The sequence below is a fragment of the Microvirga yunnanensis genome, assembly GCF_025460875.1.
The window spans coordinates 171,266-185,637 of the sequence record NZ_JAMXFI010000001.1; the positions used below are offsets into that span (position 1 = coordinate 171,266).

Sequence of the window (14,372 nt, forward strand, 5' to 3'; positions counted from 1 at the left end):
ACAGGTCCTCGATGCAGACTGATATCACGCTCAACACACAAGCCAATCTGCTGAAGACCGGCGATCAAGTCACGGTCCAAGCCGAAGGGCTGACCCTTCTCATCAGACGTCAGGATGAGGGTATTAGCGTTTATACCTATGGCTCCGGCGCCGAGGCCCTCAAAGAAGATTGGACCCTGTTCACGGAAGCCGAACCAGCCGACAGTGCATACGAGGCAGCCGCCCGGGCTGCGGGATGGTCGCAGGTTTCAGCCCAGGACGAACACGACGAGGCCTTCGTCCTGCAGGTCGAGGGTCAGGATGACCGCATCGAATACTACGGCGACTGGGAAGAACTCTGCGTTGCCGAAGGGATCGAGGTGAAGCCCGCTGCATTGCCGTCGGATTCAGCCGCGCCAGCACCCGCCCGTGCCTCGAGTTGGGCCAGCCGGCCGGATCTGGCACAGGCCGAAAGCGAGGGCTGGTGGATTGCGGAATGCAGCGGCCTCGAAACTGAAACCGCCCGCCTGGAGCGCATCGATGACGCCGGGATTTTCACGGGCGATGCTGCGGCGTGGGTTCATGTCTGGGGCCAGGCCCAGAGCGGTAGCGCCTATCATCAGAGCGTCCTGAATTGGCTCAAGGAGAATGCTCCGGTCGAGTTCAAGCGGATCAGCGACCACCAGGAGGCCCTTGCCGACAAAACCACCTGGGCGATCGTCAACGATGCTGGCGATTTCTGGTCCAACGACGATGGCTGGGTCGACCAAGAATCCAAGACCCTCTTTTACGCCCACGAGAAGGTCACGATGAACCTGCCGATCGGCGGCAAGTGGGCCCTGATCGGCTAGAACAACCTTCCTTTGTTATTCGCCTGCTAAAGAATACCCCTTATGGGACTGGCCCATGAGCCAAAGTGCAAAGTCTGTGAGCTACTCAGCCAAGTCTGTTCCTTTATAATCCTGTAAAAGGCTGGGAGCATATTCCGCGGCTCAGGGGGAGAACATGGGGGCAAAGAGAACGCAGAACCTGGTTGAGCCAGAGGCCCATCCCGCCGCCAACGAGAATAGAAGAGGGTCAAAGCCTGCGCTGTCAATGCAGGAAGCTCTTGTTCTCCGGCTTATAGCCGGCGGGGTCCCAACAAGTGACATCGTAGCCCAGCTCGCTGTCAATGAACCAGAGGTCAAACAGCACATCAAAGCTTTGCTTCTCAAGGCCAGAGCTAAGACCAAGCGTCGGCTGGTTACTGCGCCGACAAACGTCTGATCAGCCCCGCTCCCGGCTCACTGAGGAGGATCGCGCTTCACCACGCGCTCGATCAACCCGATCATTTCCGGCAGCCGATAAGGCTTTGGAAGAAACGGGACACCCGCAGATGCACACATCCCGTGACAGGCGCGGGGGCGACCGGACGTAAAGACAATCGACAGAAGCGGTTGGAGCGTCAAAGCTGATGCCGCCAGATCAAATCCATCTCGGCCTCCGAGATTGATGTCGGTAAAGAGGACGTCCACGGAAACGTCGGCCAAGATCACCTCGGCTTCTTCGGCGCTCGCTGCGGTAAACACCTCGAAGCCGGCCTCGGTCAGGGCTTCAGCCGCAATCTCGCCGATGATCAACTCATCTTCGACCACGAGAACGCGCTGGCGCAGATTCTTCGGACGGTGAGCTTTAGCCGGGGCTGGGCGGCTCCAAGGGGACAGGATCGGTGTCATGTACGCAACCTCACTGAGCTAGTCCTCGTGGTTAACGACGCGCCTGCCCAGCGGTTCGGCTCCCGGACCGACGAGTGGCCGGTATGGTAAGCAAAGGGTTATCGAGCCAACTCGAGCCGACTAAGAGGGCTGTCATCGAAAGATGACGGCCCTTTTGCTTGGCGCACTGCCAATCCGGAAAACCCCAGAAACAGCAATCGAGGACGCCTTAAATGACCCAGGAACTACCCGAAGCCTTCGGGTTCAAGAAAGACGACGTGGTTCAGATGCTGGTCGAAACCAGCGGCTTGGACCCCGATGACAACGAGCTCACGTTCCCGATCGGCGCCGTAGCGATCATTGATCGCATTGAGCGCCTCGAGGGATCTCAGGGGATCGCATTCACCGTCGCCATCGAGGGCAAGATCGTCAATGTGTTCGACGAGGGCGATGGGCTCCCGGCCAGGAAGTGCTTCGAGCCGGTGCTCACGGAACGAGACGACTCCAAGCGCCCATTCACGCTCGCCGACGTGAAGGATGCCGACACCTTCACACATGCTGCCTTCGTGCATGGTGAGGATTCTGAAGGTGACCATGAGGTTGGCGACCTTCAGGACCTGTTCCGCGCCGCATGGGGACTCATGACGGAGGAGCAGAAGGTCGACTTCCTTTTCACGGACCAAGCGAAAGCCGTCCTGTGGGCCGCTGGTATCCTCGCCGACTAATCCATCCTCAACCGCTTAGAAGAGGGAAAACATGAAACGCGCTCGTCCCACTCGTGCTCAGATGAAGGCGATCCACCAACTGTTCCAACGCTCAGCCGACGGAAGCCCAACTTATCGAGAATTTCGGAAGCGGTTCCGGCACATTTCGTTCGACAACATTTTCGGCGGCACCTGGCACGGGATGTTCATCGGCGTCGAAACCGATGGATACCGACATTCTTGAAGCCATATCCAGCCCACTGCTTAACCCACGGGCCTGGAACAACTGAGATGCACGTTCACCACGCGCGCATCTCGGTCGCTTATCGGGTTACTTGCTCAGGAAAGTCTGCAGGCCTGCAAGATCGTCGGTGTTGATCTTGTCGACGTCGGCCGCCTTCAGCTCTTTCCAGATTGCGTCACGTTGCGGACCCGGCTGGTCGGGTGTCGACCAGAACCGAATGGTCCAGCCCTTGCCATGGGCCGTCTTCACAATGTCCTGCAATTTGGCCTTCTCGGCCGAGGGCATCTCTCCGTCGCCCTTCCAGGTGAACACCTTGGTCCAGTTGTCGCTCAGAAGCGGCATGAAGGACGCGGGCATGTCGGAGGTCAGATCAGGCATGCGGCCATCGTACCCGGCATAGCGAACCTTCTCTGAGAGCATGGAGTCTTTCGGGCGGTTGCCGGACACGACCGCAGTAACGGCTCCAGCCTGAACCTTGCCGTCCCGAACGACCGTCAGAATGTCCGCATATTTGGCAAGCACCTCGGCCAAAGCTTTGTAGGTCGGCTCGCCTTCGGTCTTGATATCGATCAGGAGCGTGAATCCCTCGCTCCCCGGATAGACCCTGCCACCATTCTCGGTGATGCGCTTCTTCAGGGGGGCCAGATATAGCGCCTCCAGGGTCCTCTCCGGCTTGATATGCGCCTCTTCGTGCGCCACCAACAGCTTGCCGTCCACAAGCCAAATGTCAGCCTCGACGCCGGTAAAGCCATGGTCGAGGGCATCGAGCAGCGGCCGCTGATGCTCGTAGTCGTTGTGAGCATGGGCTTGAGCAAGAGGCTTCACGTCGGCTGCAGAGACCATCGCCGGCATAGAGGCGAGGATAGCTGCCAGGAACAGGGTCTTCATGTTTCCTCCAGTAGTTTTGTCTGCTTGTCTGGGATACTGGTCTTCCAAGGATCGGTGACATACTGATGACGGCACAGTCCTTAGCCGGCTCACACCCAGATCTCGGAGATAGGTCCAGACCGCCTGGAGGCAACTCTAATGGCCCGTTCCTGCCATTAACTACCCTTCCGCCACTTTGTTGCCACGGTTGCCCTGCCCAACTAGCCTCCTTCGCGTGACGGATCGGTCACCGGAGGGTGGAGCAAGGCGCTCTGCCGGAGGGGAATTACAAGGGACTAGAGACGAGAATGGCGACTGGGACGGTTAAGTGGTTTAACGAAACCAAGGGTTACGGCTTCATTCAGCCGGACAATGGCGGCAAGGACGTGTTCGTTCATATTTCCGCAGTGGAGCGCGCAGGCCTCCGCGGTCTTAAGGACGGCCAGAAGATCTCCTACGAGATCGAGCAGGACCGTCGGACTGGCAAAGAGTCTGCGGCCAACCTGCAGGAGGTCTGAGACCTCTCACAATTGCGGATTGCTCCGCCTCAACCACAAGCCGCTCCATTTCGGGGCGGCTTTTTTGTTGTGCCTGCCAAACTGGAGAACCCCATGACAGAGACATCGCCCCCTGACTTCCTCAGCGACGAGCGCTTCATCAACGCGCACCGGAAGGTCTTTGTGATGTTCATGGGGCGTGATGGCTACTCGCAGGAAATGTCCACTGAGGAGTTTCCGCGACTGCGTGAGACCGTCAAACTCGATGCTTGTCCCAAGGCCTATTTACGCCTGCAGCGGACCGGATCCCGCTTTGCTCTCGACCGGCGCAAGAAAATGGACATTGTAGAGATCTACCATAAGGCAGGGGAGCATGCTTACTACGGCTATTGCGTTGCCCTTGGTATCAAGCCGGAGTGATACCGCGTTCCTGAATCTGCCCGTCACCTCCCCTATTATAAATTGGCAGATGTGAACTATCTCAGGTGATTAGACCCTGAGGACTTGCCTCGGAGAAAAAACGCAGTGACCACACGCCTTATGGAGATCCTCGAACGCGACGCTGCCATCATGAGAGCCAAGATGGCTGAGGTCATGCCGGCCGCAGATGGCGAAGCGCAGCAAGCTCGGGAGTTGATGATCCTGCTTCATACAGGGCTCTTTGTCATCCAGCGAGATGAAGGCAGCACTGCCGAAGAGTTGCGGGAGTTCGCGGGTCAAATCCTCGACCGGACGCGGATCACCAGGCAGTAGCAGCCGAAATAATCCTGTGAGTTTCAGCGGGCCTGAATCTTTGCGAAGCTGCTAGTAACCCCAGTCGGCTATCCAAAACCCTCGCAGTCACACTGAAAGCCGCCGCCGACTGCCGGATAAGGGAATGTTTCGCTACCTCTGGAGACATAAGGCGTTCAGCGCCGTACTGCTCTTCCTCTTCGGCATCGGCTTGTATCTCCAGCCGATCGCCGCCTGGATCGGGCTCGCGCTGCTGCTATTCCTGCGCCTCACCAAGGTTCATTCGTTTCTGCTCATCTATGACCTAACAGACCGGGCGGCCCTGACACATGTCAGGACGTTAGCGACCAAACGCGCCCATATGCTTTCACCGGATGAATATGGGAACGTCTCTGAGGAGACCTGGGACAGGCACCTCAACACCTTCATCAAGAAGACGCTCGTGCCAGAGTTCCAGCGCAGGAGGGTCGAGCATCTCCTAGCCAAGGATTCGAAGCGGTACGCGGCCCGCTTGAGGACCCGGATCAACCGGATCATCGATCGGCAGCAGCCGGCCGAGCCAACAGTTGAATTTGACGACGCGATGACCGGCAGAGAGTTTGAGCTCTACTGCCGCGATATCCTCCAGGAGGCCGGATGGCGTGCTTCACTTACGCCGGGATCAGGTGACCAAGGAGCCGACATCATTGCGGAGAAGGAGGATCGGCGGGTTGTGATCCAGTGCAAGTTCTACAACGGCACTGTCGGCAACAAGGCGGTTCAAGAGGCTTATGCCGCCGCCGCCTTTCAGGATGCCCCTTATGCGGTCGTAGTCACCAATTCGGTCTTCACTAAGTCCGCCCGCCAGCTCGCGCACAAGAATGGTGTGCTGCTGATGCACCATAGCGATCTGCCCCGTCTTGAGTTGATCGTAACCAGCGGGGATGGGTCCCGTTGATACAAGATTCCATTTAGTCGTCGGAGACTTTGAGAAAGTCGTCGATCGACAACTGTGCGGGGCTAGAGGGCTTCGCTCTCGGCTTTTTCGGCGCTTCCTCGACACCTGCGGCCACCGGCTGCTTGCGCGGGATCGGTGTATCCTCCGACTGCATGCGCTTCATTCGAGCTTTCGCCTTATCTCGCGCCTGAGCCTCCTCGGACTGCGGATCCTCAGTCAGCCATTTCCCTCGGCGAATTACTTCGTTCACGCGCCCCTGATTGACCCCAAGCTGGAAGGCAATCTCCTGCTGGGTCATGTCAGTGGTGTTATGAAGTTCGAGGACTTTGCGGGCGAGCTCCGGCGTCATCTTGCGCCCTGAGACCCGACGGGCCGGAGTGATCGATCGTGTCTTCTTCTCCTCCTTGCGCATCTTCTCCAAGATGGCCAGGGCCATATTCATGCCTTGGGCGCGCAGGGCTTCTTCGAATTGCTTCAGCGTAGCCAAAAGAGGGACTCCTGAACTCCTGCCCCGATGGACTCACACCGGGTCAGACTGACTTTTGAACGACGAAGAGGTGATGACAGGTTCCGCCAGCCCCGCACGGCCATTGGGATAGGCCAGCCGAATTAAGCTGGCCCGAACCAGAATAGAGTCCCTGATTCGCGTTTTTCAAGCTCAGCTATGCCAATTGGTTGTTGATTCGTTCTTGTTCCGCTTTGCCGCCTCGTGTCCGAGGCTGATTGTTCAACCTAGAGGTGGTGTCGATCCGGCAATTTTTGATACCCGCCGCCACTCCTGCAACCGCTGATTAACCATGGCCAGTACCGGCTTAGAGGGCGCGAAATCGGCGACATACGGGTCTTGGACCGCAATGCGACACTGCCGAGACTGCAGGAGTTCGTCCACTATAGCCGCCCGTTCTGGGACAGCCATCCGAAGGCATGGACTTGGCTAAAGCGTCTCGTGTCAAATGATGACGTGCGCGACGCTTACACTCGATTCCACCATGCTTTAGCTGAAATCTATGGCAGAGGCTTTAAGAATGGCGATTGTCGCTGGATTCGACATCGAAGCCGACAATGCAAAAGCCGCTCTGAAACAGGCACTAGCAACCAGTTCAGAGATGCTGCCGGCTTAAGGCGGCGGATTGTTTCTTCAAGCTCTGGCCGCTGCTTGCAGCGGCCTCTTCTTTACACGCCAACCTATCTGCCGCTAAGGCCAGTGCTGAATGATCTCCGGCAGCAAATGCCTAAACAAACTGTCTGGTCCATGACCGATAATGTGACGGTTCGGCAGCGCAGTTTCGTAAAACGACACACCCACGAGACGCCGTTCCACGACCTCGTACTCCCCATCCTGTTTCTCTCGAACGAAGATCCGCCACATGCCTCCACCACTCATGCCGCCATAGGTCGAGGGGAGCGTGAAATCTTTACTAGGACGCGGATCAAGCCTGATCAGGTCGAAGTCAGCTGTCCCATGGCTTGTCGCCACGAACTTGCCAACGTTAATCAATCCCTCCGCAGCTAGAACAATCCTGTTCTCCCGCTGCGCAGCGGGTGGGGTCATCTCTCCAACAACTCCTGCCGCAGCATCAATCACTTTGCCGTCCGGATCGGGTTGAGCAGCCCGGCTCGCTTGTAGATCGAGGTCAACTATCGTTCCCTTGGCGCCGAGGCTTGACATGTGACTGTCGGCGACTGGGAGGAAAGCCAGATCTCTCCCAAGGTCATCTTGCTGATCATACCAAATGATCGCCTTCTTCATGAGGTCCGGGACGGGAAGGCGAATTTGCTGCAAGTCTCCTTTTCGGATTGGAAATAGGACAACGCCTATTTCGGTCTGACGGGCAATCGGCATCGCTACGTGCCCACAGGTCAGTATCCCCTGGACCGTCCTGGTTTTAACCAGTGTTCCAGAGCCCAGCGGGATCGGAGTGCCCGAGCTTAAATCCACAAAGCCTACTGTCGAGAGCCCGATTTGTGTGTCCAGTATCGGACCTACATCGATATGACCTGACGACACGATGAATCCTTTTGCTCTAATCGTACCGGGGAGCGGCTTTTAGGCCCTCGAGCTATTTACATGATCCTTCAGTTTATGGGATGGCGTGAAGGTCACGACCCGGCGAGGCTCGATCGGCACCTCGACCCCGGTTTTTGGGTTCCGCCCCACTCGCTCGGCTTTCTCTCGAACCACGAAATTCCCGAACCCAGAGAGTTTCACATTCTCCCCTCGCTCCAGCGTATCGCAGATCTCGGCTAGGACCTGCTCGGAAAGGGCTACGGCTTCATGACGGGGCAGGCCAACAGCCTCGACGACGGCCTGAGCCAGATCCGCTCGAGTTACATTCCTGCTAGTCATCAGATCATTCCACCGTCCAAGGGATGCCCTCACCAGGGCATGCCCTACGGGGGATATTTCTCCTCCAGCTTGAGCACAAGAGCTTTCAGATGCCCCGGCATGTCGGCGGCGATGACATCGTCGTACAGGCTCCTCAAGGAGTGCCCGATGAAATAGACCACCTGCTCCTTGGAGAAGTTCAAGCTACTGGGGAGGTCACGCGACCAATCCCGAGTGTTATTCTGCTGCATGGCATCGTTCTCATGGCTATGCCCTGCATTGCCCCTGATTAACCTATGTGAAAGGGGCAACTCACGCCTGCGCGGACAGTTTCAGCGTGGCCGTATGCGGTGGATCAAGCCAACGAAGGCGCAGATGGAGGTCTCTGGGCCTTACCTCAGAAGCGGGGCTAGAGCGAAGCTGACACTCGCCATACTTGCCAGAAACCACGGCCACCAAGCTGGCAAAGGCCTGTCACTACGTCCCGTCATGGCTGCCCCTGTCTTCTCATTGGGCCCAATGTGCCCGGCGGCCCACTGGCTTGCTTTGATCCACCGCGACAAGACCGATTGGCTCGGCCGATGGCAATAACCCTTTCGTCGCGGGTCCGACCTCAGACCCGTATGGGCCCGGTGAAACCATCCGCCAGGTTCGCCGTTACTCGGGCGAGGATCACAACCTCCTCACTTCAAGGAAGCCTCCTCACCTCCACGGCAACGGCGGGTGGGGAGGCTTTTCTGTTTATTCCGGCTGATTAGGGGCCTTTGGCCGCAACCCCCTCAAGCTATGGGCATGCCATAAAGTCCTATCTTGGCATGAAAGTCGGTTACATCCCTGATGAGCAGCCTGTATCACTACCCCACCCTGTCGGCCCTCAATGAGGAGACAGAGCCGGACCGCGTCTCCCGGCTCCACGAGGCCTTCGGGGTGATGTGCGCCATCGCCCGAATGATCTGGCGCGAGGAAACGGGCTATGACGCCAGTTCAGCCGGTTCAGCCACGGTTCGCTGGGACGGCTCGGTCATCGCGTTGCGTGACATTAGAGGCCACCTCGAGGTGATCTGGGCTTCTGCCGCCCATCAGGAACGCTACGGAGTGCTGGCCGAACTCGCCTGGGAGGCCATGTCGGAACCACGGGCCCACGTATCCCATCACCTCCCCAGTTGACCGGCAGTCGTTTCTTAGAACGGGTAGTCCGTTTCTTCAGGGATGCGGACGTCCCCTAGCTGCGACCTCCGGGCCACTCCAACGGTCCCATCAGGCTCACGGGTAAACTGAACGCCGTGCTGCTCAAAGGCTCGCACAACAGCATCCACGCTGGTCCGCCGGACTGACAGCTCTCCGGAAATCTCCATCCGCTTCACTGATGCCGGCGAGATGTTGGCCGCCTCTGCGAGTTCTCGGATTGACCAGTTCAGCAGCCCACGGGCTGCCCGGATCTGAGCGCTTGTTGGCAGAATCCATGTCTCGAAGTCGAGAGATTGGTCCATGGCCCCCGACGCATGGAACTGGGTCTCAACGTGACCCGACACGTCCAGATGATGCAACCAGATCTCGTCGACCACCAACCGGCCGAGACCACGTAGCAGCGATGTTTGATGGGGGCTGAACTCGCGAGGCCTCACGTCGGAAATGCAAAATGCGCCCAGCCGGATCCCCGGCCGGATCGTCAGTGGAACGCCAGCGTAGAATCTGAGGAACGGATGGCCCATCACATGGGGGTTTTTGCTGAATGTTGGGTCCGTCAATGCATCCGGAACCACGAAGACCTCATCGTGCAAGATCGTGTAGTTGCAGAACGCATAGTCTCGGGGAATTTCAGTTGCCTCACTTCCACCGAACCGTGCCTTGAAGAAGTACCGATGAGTGTCGGCTAGCGTCACATGAACCATGGGGACGTCGAACAACCGCTGTGCAATTCGACAGATTCGGTCGATAGCCGGTGACGAAGGCGTATCAAGGATCTCGAGCTTATGAAGAGCGGCGAGGCGCTCGGATTCGTTGGGCGACAGCGGAAAGTGCATTCGTCCTCGGTGTCCCTCGCTTGGTAGGAGAAAGGAGACCATCAGGTCCGGAACATCGTCGCCTGCCATACGGAGTGCCGTTTTGGAACCCTCGATAACGATGATGTGACCGAACAATCCTGCGGCAACTCGTCCGATGGGCGGCTCTGTCACAATTCGGCTGGACAAGAGCACGCGGCCAAACCACATGGAGCGGGCCAGATCTTCCCTCCTGAAGTCCCAGCCCGAGAAATACCTATGTCCGACATCGGCCAGTTGAAGACAAAGCGAATTTGCTTTGATTGTGTCGGCGAAACTTATCTAGAGGACCTGATCGCCAATCAGGGCACCCATGGTCAATGCGATTATTGTGGCCAGCCTGGGCAAACTTTTACCATCGCCGAGATGGCCGATCGGATCGAGACGGCTTTCGAGCAGCACTTCGAGCGGACATCAGAGCACCCCTCGGACCTCGAGTGGATGATGCAGAAGGACAAGGAGCTAAACTACGAGTGGGAGCGGGAAGGCTTCCCCACTGTCTCTGCGATCTGCGGTGCGGCGCTCATCGGTGAGCAGCCGGCTCGAGACATCCAAGCGGTACTTGCCGACCGCTATGCTGACTGGGAAAGCATGAAAATCGGTGATGAAACCGAATTCGACGCCGGCGCCTGCTACGCCGAGAAAGGTCCCAATCCGAGGGAATGGCAGGCACAATGGTTCCTATTCGAGGAGAAGCTGAAAACAGAGACCCGGTTCTTCAGCCGGGATGCCGCGGCGACCCTGGAGGTGATCTTCAAGGACATCTCGCATCTGCAAACCCGAGACGGTCGCCATGTCGTTGTCGACGCCGGCCCTGGAACTCAGCACTCCGCATTCTATCGGGCGCGCTCCTTTGAAGCTGACAGCGATCTTCGGGATGCCCTCGTTTATCCAGAACAGCGGCTTGGGACGCCGCCCTCGCAAAGGGCGAGAGACGGCCGAATGAACGCACGCGGTATCGCGGTCTTTTATGGTGCGAGCGACCCCGCAGCAGCCATCGCCGAGGTGCGCCCGCCAGTCGGGAGCAAGGTTCTTGTAGGGCGGTTTGAGGTGATTGCTCCTCTTCGGCTTTTGGATCTCAGGGCTTTGGACCGCATCACACTGTCGGGGAGCATTTTCGATCCAGACTACGTTCGACAGTTGGAGCGCGTCGCATTCCTCGCGATCCTCGGGAAGCGGATCACGGTGCCGGTCATGCCGAGTGACGAGCCGTTTGAATACCTGGCGACCCAGGCTGTCGCGGACTTCCTTGCCACGGAAGCGGACCCGCCCCTGGACGGCATCATCTACCCGTCTGTCCAGGCGGGAGAGGATCAGTACAACGTCGTGCTGTTTCACAAGGCTGCCCGTGTGCAGCCGGCTGATACCAGTACGAGCGCAAAGATCAGTGCGCAGCTCTATACAACCACTGAAGATGGCGTTGAACCCGACTACACCATCATCGAAGAGCTTCCCGAGCCATTCCAGGCCAGTGACAGCGCCAAGCATCAGGAAGGCTCAAGCACTCCTGCCGCCGACGACACGGATCTGCGCAACTCAACCCTCAGACTTCAATCTGCCTCGCTCACCGTTCATCACGTGAAACGGGTGTCCATCGACACTGATCCATATGAAGTTTCCCACCATCAGTGGGAGCCTTGGAAAAAGGGGTTGGATTTTTAGTGGGGTCTCAAATTACCGCACTTGGCAGCCACTAGCATATCGGTGGTGACCTATAGGGTATCGCCACACCTGTGCTGATCAGACCCCGTACCGCCTAAGAACGTCTCCGAGATTTCGGGATCACTTGGTCGATACTTCCAAACTCAGCCCAAGGATCATTCTGAAGATGAGGCAAGCGCGCGGCCAGATTGCCAATCCGATATTGATTGCCGCTGCGGATCGTCGACAGTTCCTCCCACGTCAGGGGCGTTGAAACAGGAGCTCCGGCCCGGGCTCGCGTGGAATAAGCCGCCACGGCCGTCGCCCCCCGCCCGTTGCGCAGGTAGTCGATGAAGATCCGGCCTGTTCTGGCTCGCTTCGCCATCGTGTCCGTGTACAGGAGGGGGCTCGCCTTCGTCATCGCTGCTGCGACACCGGCCGCAAATGCTTTGGCCTCGTCCCAGGATGCCTTCGGACGGAGCGGCACGACCACATGCAGCCCTTTGCCGCCGGATGTTTTGACGAAGCTCACAAGATCGAGGTCCTGGAGGTAATCACGCACGTCGATCGCACCCTGAACGACCGCGTCCCAGCTGACGCCCTCGCCCGGATCCAGGTCGAAGACAAGCCGATCAGGCTTCTCCGGGTTCTTCAGCGTTGAACCCCACGGGTGGATCTCAAGAACACCGGCTTGCACCAAGGCGAGAAGCCCGGACAGGTCCTGGATCGCAACAGCCTCATCCTCTCCGACGCGAATCCGCCGGATCAGTTCCTCATCAAGGCCGGCCCAGGCGTGCTTCTGGAAAAAGCACTCCTTCTGCGATCCGCCTGGGCAGCGCAGAAGCGACAGTGGCCGGTTTACGATGTGAGGCAGGATCCAATCGGCGATCTCCGTATAGAACTCAGCGAGCCCGAGCTTGGTGATCCCCGCGTCCTCCCACAGAATGCGGTCCGGATGGGAAAGATGGACTTTCTCAAGGATCGTAGGACCAGGGCGTGTGTCGCGAGAGCCTTGCGCAATTGTCTCCCGCACGACGTCCCGCGGATCCTTATCCTCACGCAGCCCTTGGAAAGAGCCCTGCCGGACCATGCCGTCATGGGTCCACCCGCGGAACTCAACTTCGGCGACGAGTTCTGGCCTGACCCACTTTACACCACGGCTGGCAGCGGAAGGGATCTTGCCGGCAAAGGGCGTCGCCTTGATCTCGATCGACGTGAGGGTCTTGTAGAGCGCGCCCGCGACCTCCGATGTGAAGCCGGTCCCGACGCGACCGACAGGGATGAGCTTGCCGGCGTCATAGACACCCATGACCAGTGAGCCCACAGCCTTCTTGCTCGCGGTCGAGGGCAAGTAGCCTGCGATCACAAGCTCCTGGCGCTGCGTGCACTTCGATTTGACCCAGTCATCGCCGCGCCCTGACCTGTAGGGCTGATCGGCGCGCTTGGAGATGATCCCCTCCAAGCCCATCCGGCACGCGTGCCGCACGAGCATTGCCCCATCCTCCTCAAGATGGTCGCTGAAGCGGATAGCGCCACCCTGAGGCAGGTCATCGAACAGGAGGCGTAACGCTGCCTTGCGGTCTGCCAGTGTCGCCTTCCTCAGGTCCTCGCCGTCGAGATAAAGCAGATCGAAGACACAGTAGACGAAGCGCTCGCCCTTCCCGCCCTTAAGCTCCTGCTGGAGTGCCGAGAAACTTGAGACCCCTGCCTCATCTTCCACGACGATTTCGCCGTCGAGCAAGGCCGATGGGATCTTCAGTTCTTTGAGGGCATTTGCGATTGGCTTGAACTTCGCAGTCCAATCGAGCCCCTTTCGTGTCAGGAGCTTGACCTCACTGCCATCGATGCGAGCCTGCATGCGATAGCCATCGAGCTTGATCTCGTGAAGCCAGTTGCCACCCCTTGGGGCACTCTCAACCAGTTGTGCCAACGCGGGTTCGACAAAGGCTGGCAGAATGCCCTTCTTTGCACCTTTGACCTTCGAGGGGCGCCGCGATTTCTGAGGCTTGGATCTGGCCACCGTTTCGCGTGCCGCATGGTCGATCCGTATATCGCCTTGGGCGGCCAGTTCCTCAATGGTCCGGCCTGATTTGAGCGAGGTCGTCTCCTCCTCGAGGATGTCCGGATCCTCGGAGGTGCGGGCGGCTTCATCATCGGACTTGAGCAACAGCCACTGCTCATTCCGCTCGCCGGGTTTGCCGCGGGTCCGCACGAGGTGCCACTTGCCCCTGAGGCGCTCGCCCTCAAGGGTGAAGGTCAAACGGCCACGGGCATAATCGGCATGCGGGTCGCCTTCCGGAAACCAGCGTCCCCGATCCCAGACGATCATGGTCCCGCCGCCATACTGGCCGGCCGGAATGACGCCCTCGAAATCGATGTACTTCAGGGGATGGTCTTCAGTATGCACCGACAGGCGCTTCTCACCCGGGACCAAGCTCGGGCCTCTGGTCACTGCCCAACTTTTGAGAACCCCGTCGAGCTCCAGCCGAAGGTCGTAGTGCAGGCGGCGCGCATCATGTTTCTGCACCACGAAGCGATTCCCCTGAGACTTGGCTCTCGTCGCCTTGGGTTCGCTCGTGACAGAGAAGTCGCGTTTCGCCCGGTAGGTGGCGAGCGAACCAGTTGCCGTTTTCGTAACGGTCCGGCCGCGCGACGGCGCTTTCCTGGATTTCAGACGGGCTGAGGCCGCGACCATGAAACTCTCCTACG

17 protein-coding genes are annotated in these 14,372 nt (G+C 58.6%); 9 read left to right on the plus strand and 8 right to left on the minus strand.

Translation table 11 applies throughout. The annotated features are described in order from the left end of the window. Positions 1–11 precede the first annotated feature (11 nt). Together NF876_RS00770 and NF876_RS00775 are read left to right on the plus strand one after the other, a co-directional pair. Positions 12–830, plus strand: a complete 819-nt coding sequence (locus NF876_RS00770; RefSeq protein WP_262267111.1) for a hypothetical protein — start codon at positions 12–14, stop codon at positions 828–830. A gap of 154 nt (positions 831–984) precedes the next feature. Further along, positions 985–1,245, plus strand: a complete 261-nt coding sequence (locus tag NF876_RS00775; RefSeq protein WP_262267112.1) for a helix-turn-helix transcriptional regulator — start codon at positions 985–987, stop codon at positions 1,243–1,245. 17 nt (positions 1,246–1,262) lie between these two features. Here NF876_RS00775 and NF876_RS00780 read toward each other — a convergent pair whose 3' ends face one another. Further along, positions 1,263–1,694: a response regulator gene (locus tag NF876_RS00780; protein WP_262267113.1), complete on the minus strand. Its 432-nt coding sequence runs from the start codon at positions 1,692–1,694 to the stop codon at positions 1,263–1,265. 212 nt (positions 1,695–1,906) lie between these two features. Between NF876_RS00780 and NF876_RS00785 the strand changes: the two genes are divergently transcribed. Continuing rightward, on the plus strand, positions 1,907–2,398 hold the full coding sequence (locus tag NF876_RS00785; protein ID WP_262267114.1) for a hypothetical protein: 492 nt from the start codon (positions 1,907–1,909) through the stop codon (positions 2,396–2,398). A gap of 310 nt (positions 2,399–2,708) precedes the next feature. Here the strand turns inward: NF876_RS00785 and NF876_RS00790 are convergent, their stop codons facing one another. Beyond that, positions 2,709–3,509 (minus strand): phosphatidylinositol-specific phospholipase C/glycerophosphodiester phosphodiesterase family protein, encoded by an 801-nt coding sequence (locus NF876_RS00790; protein WP_262267115.1) that lies wholly within the window; start codon positions 3,507–3,509, stop codon positions 2,709–2,711. 287 nt (positions 3,510–3,796) lie between these two features. Between NF876_RS00790 and NF876_RS00795 the strand changes: the two genes are divergently transcribed. The 4 genes from NF876_RS00795 to NF876_RS00810 all read left to right on the plus strand — a co-directional run bounded on the left by NF876_RS00795 (position 3,797) and on the right by NF876_RS00810 (position 5,654). After that, positions 3,797–4,006, plus strand: a complete 210-nt coding sequence (locus tag NF876_RS00795; RefSeq protein WP_262267116.1) for a cold-shock protein — start codon at positions 3,797–3,799, stop codon at positions 4,004–4,006. Between the two features lie 93 nt (positions 4,007–4,099). Then, positions 4,100–4,405 (plus strand): hypothetical protein, encoded by a 306-nt coding sequence (locus tag NF876_RS00800; RefSeq protein WP_262267117.1) that lies wholly within the window; start codon positions 4,100–4,102, stop codon positions 4,403–4,405. Between the two features lie 162 nt (positions 4,406–4,567). Continuing rightward, positions 4,568–4,738, plus strand: a complete 171-nt coding sequence (locus tag NF876_RS00805; protein WP_203447239.1) for a hypothetical protein — start codon at positions 4,568–4,570, stop codon at positions 4,736–4,738. Between the two features lie 124 nt (positions 4,739–4,862). Further along, positions 4,863–5,654 (plus strand): restriction endonuclease, encoded by a 792-nt coding sequence (locus NF876_RS00810; RefSeq protein ID WP_262267118.1) that lies wholly within the window; start codon positions 4,863–4,865, stop codon positions 5,652–5,654. A 13-nt stretch (positions 5,655–5,667) separates the two neighbouring features. Here NF876_RS00810 and NF876_RS00815 read toward each other — a convergent pair whose 3' ends face one another. From NF876_RS00815 to NF876_RS00830, 4 genes are all read right to left on the minus strand, one after another. Beyond that, positions 5,668–6,141 (minus strand): sigma factor-like helix-turn-helix DNA-binding protein, encoded by a 474-nt coding sequence (locus NF876_RS00815; protein WP_262267119.1) that lies wholly within the window; start codon positions 6,139–6,141, stop codon positions 5,668–5,670. Positions 6,142–6,849: 708 nt separating this feature from the next. Further along, positions 6,850–7,404, minus strand: coding sequence for a hypothetical protein (locus tag NF876_RS00820; protein WP_262267120.1), 555 nt, complete (start codon positions 7,402–7,404; stop codon positions 6,850–6,852). Between the two features lie 297 nt (positions 7,405–7,701). Next, on the minus strand, positions 7,702–8,001 hold the full coding sequence (locus NF876_RS00825) for an integration host factor subunit alpha (RefSeq protein ID WP_262267121.1): 300 nt from the start codon (positions 7,999–8,001) through the stop codon (positions 7,702–7,704). A 44-nt stretch (positions 8,002–8,045) separates the two neighbouring features. After that, complete coding sequence (locus NF876_RS00830) at positions 8,046–8,231, minus strand: hypothetical protein (RefSeq protein ID WP_262267122.1); 186 nt, start codon at positions 8,229–8,231, stop codon at positions 8,046–8,048. A 586-nt stretch (positions 8,232–8,817) separates the two neighbouring features. Between NF876_RS00830 and NF876_RS00835 the strand changes: the two genes are divergently transcribed. After that, complete coding sequence (locus NF876_RS00835; protein ID WP_262267123.1) at positions 8,818–9,147, plus strand: hypothetical protein; 330 nt, start codon at positions 8,818–8,820, stop codon at positions 9,145–9,147. A 14-nt stretch (positions 9,148–9,161) separates the two neighbouring features. Here the strand turns inward: NF876_RS00835 and NF876_RS00840 are convergent, their stop codons facing one another. After that, complete coding sequence (locus NF876_RS00840; protein ID WP_262267124.1) at positions 9,162–10,193, minus strand: GAF domain-containing protein; 1,032 nt, start codon at positions 10,191–10,193, stop codon at positions 9,162–9,164. A 48-nt stretch (positions 10,194–10,241) separates the two neighbouring features. Between NF876_RS00840 and NF876_RS00845 the strand changes: the two genes are divergently transcribed. Further along, on the plus strand, positions 10,242–11,684 hold the full coding sequence (locus NF876_RS00845; protein ID WP_262267125.1) for an RES family NAD+ phosphorylase: 1,443 nt from the start codon (positions 10,242–10,244) through the stop codon (positions 11,682–11,684). A 94-nt stretch (positions 11,685–11,778) separates the two neighbouring features. Here NF876_RS00845 and ligD read toward each other — a convergent pair whose 3' ends face one another. After that, positions 11,779–14,358, minus strand: a complete 2,580-nt coding sequence (ligD, locus tag NF876_RS00850; protein ID WP_262267126.1) for a DNA ligase D — start codon at positions 14,356–14,358, stop codon at positions 11,779–11,781. Positions 14,359–14,372 lie beyond the last annotated feature (14 nt).

Excerpts from the sequence above, each read along its gene's own strand:
- NF876_RS00795 (WP_262267116.1), top strand. The coding sequence starts at position 3,797 with ATGGCGACTGGGACGGTTAAGTGGTTTAACGAAACCAAGGGTTACGGC.
- ligD (WP_262267126.1), bottom strand. The coding sequence starts at position 14,358 with ATGGTCGCGGCCTCAGCCCGTCTGAAATCCAGGAAAGCGCCGTCGCGC.
- NF876_RS00810 (WP_262267118.1), top strand. The coding sequence starts at position 4,863 with ATGTTTCGCTACCTCTGGAGACATAAGGCGTTCAGCGCCGTACTGCTC.
- NF876_RS00775 (WP_262267112.1), top strand. The coding sequence starts at position 985 with ATGGGGGCAAAGAGAACGCAGAACCTGGTTGAGCCAGAGGCCCATCCC.
- NF876_RS00830 (WP_262267122.1), bottom strand. The coding sequence starts at position 8,231 with ATGCAGCAGAATAACACTCGGGATTGGTCGCGTGACCTCCCCAGTAGC.
- NF876_RS00785 (WP_262267114.1), top strand. The coding sequence starts at position 1,907 with ATGACCCAGGAACTACCCGAAGCCTTCGGGTTCAAGAAAGACGACGTG.
- NF876_RS00780 (WP_262267113.1), bottom strand. The coding sequence starts at position 1,694 with ATGACACCGATCCTGTCCCCTTGGAGCCGCCCAGCCCCGGCTAAAGCT.
- NF876_RS00800 (WP_262267117.1), top strand. The coding sequence starts at position 4,100 with ATGACAGAGACATCGCCCCCTGACTTCCTCAGCGACGAGCGCTTCATC.
- NF876_RS00805 (WP_203447239.1), top strand. The coding sequence starts at position 4,568 with ATGGCTGAGGTCATGCCGGCCGCAGATGGCGAAGCGCAGCAAGCTCGG.
- NF876_RS00820 (WP_262267120.1), bottom strand. The coding sequence starts at position 7,404 with ATGAAGAAGGCGATCATTTGGTATGATCAGCAAGATGACCTTGGGAGA.
- NF876_RS00835 (WP_262267123.1), top strand. The coding sequence starts at position 8,818 with ATGAGCAGCCTGTATCACTACCCCACCCTGTCGGCCCTCAATGAGGAG.
- NF876_RS00825 (WP_262267121.1), bottom strand. The coding sequence starts at position 8,001 with ATGACTAGCAGGAATGTAACTCGAGCGGATCTGGCTCAGGCCGTCGTC.
- NF876_RS00840 (WP_262267124.1), bottom strand. The coding sequence starts at position 10,193 with ATGTGGTTTGGCCGCGTGCTCTTGTCCAGCCGAATTGTGACAGAGCCG.
- NF876_RS00790 (WP_262267115.1), bottom strand. The coding sequence starts at position 3,509 with ATGAAGACCCTGTTCCTGGCAGCTATCCTCGCCTCTATGCCGGCGATG.
- NF876_RS00770 (WP_262267111.1), top strand. The coding sequence starts at position 12 with ATGCAGACTGATATCACGCTCAACACACAAGCCAATCTGCTGAAGACC.
- NF876_RS00845 (WP_262267125.1), top strand. The coding sequence starts at position 10,242 with ATGTCCGACATCGGCCAGTTGAAGACAAAGCGAATTTGCTTTGATTGT.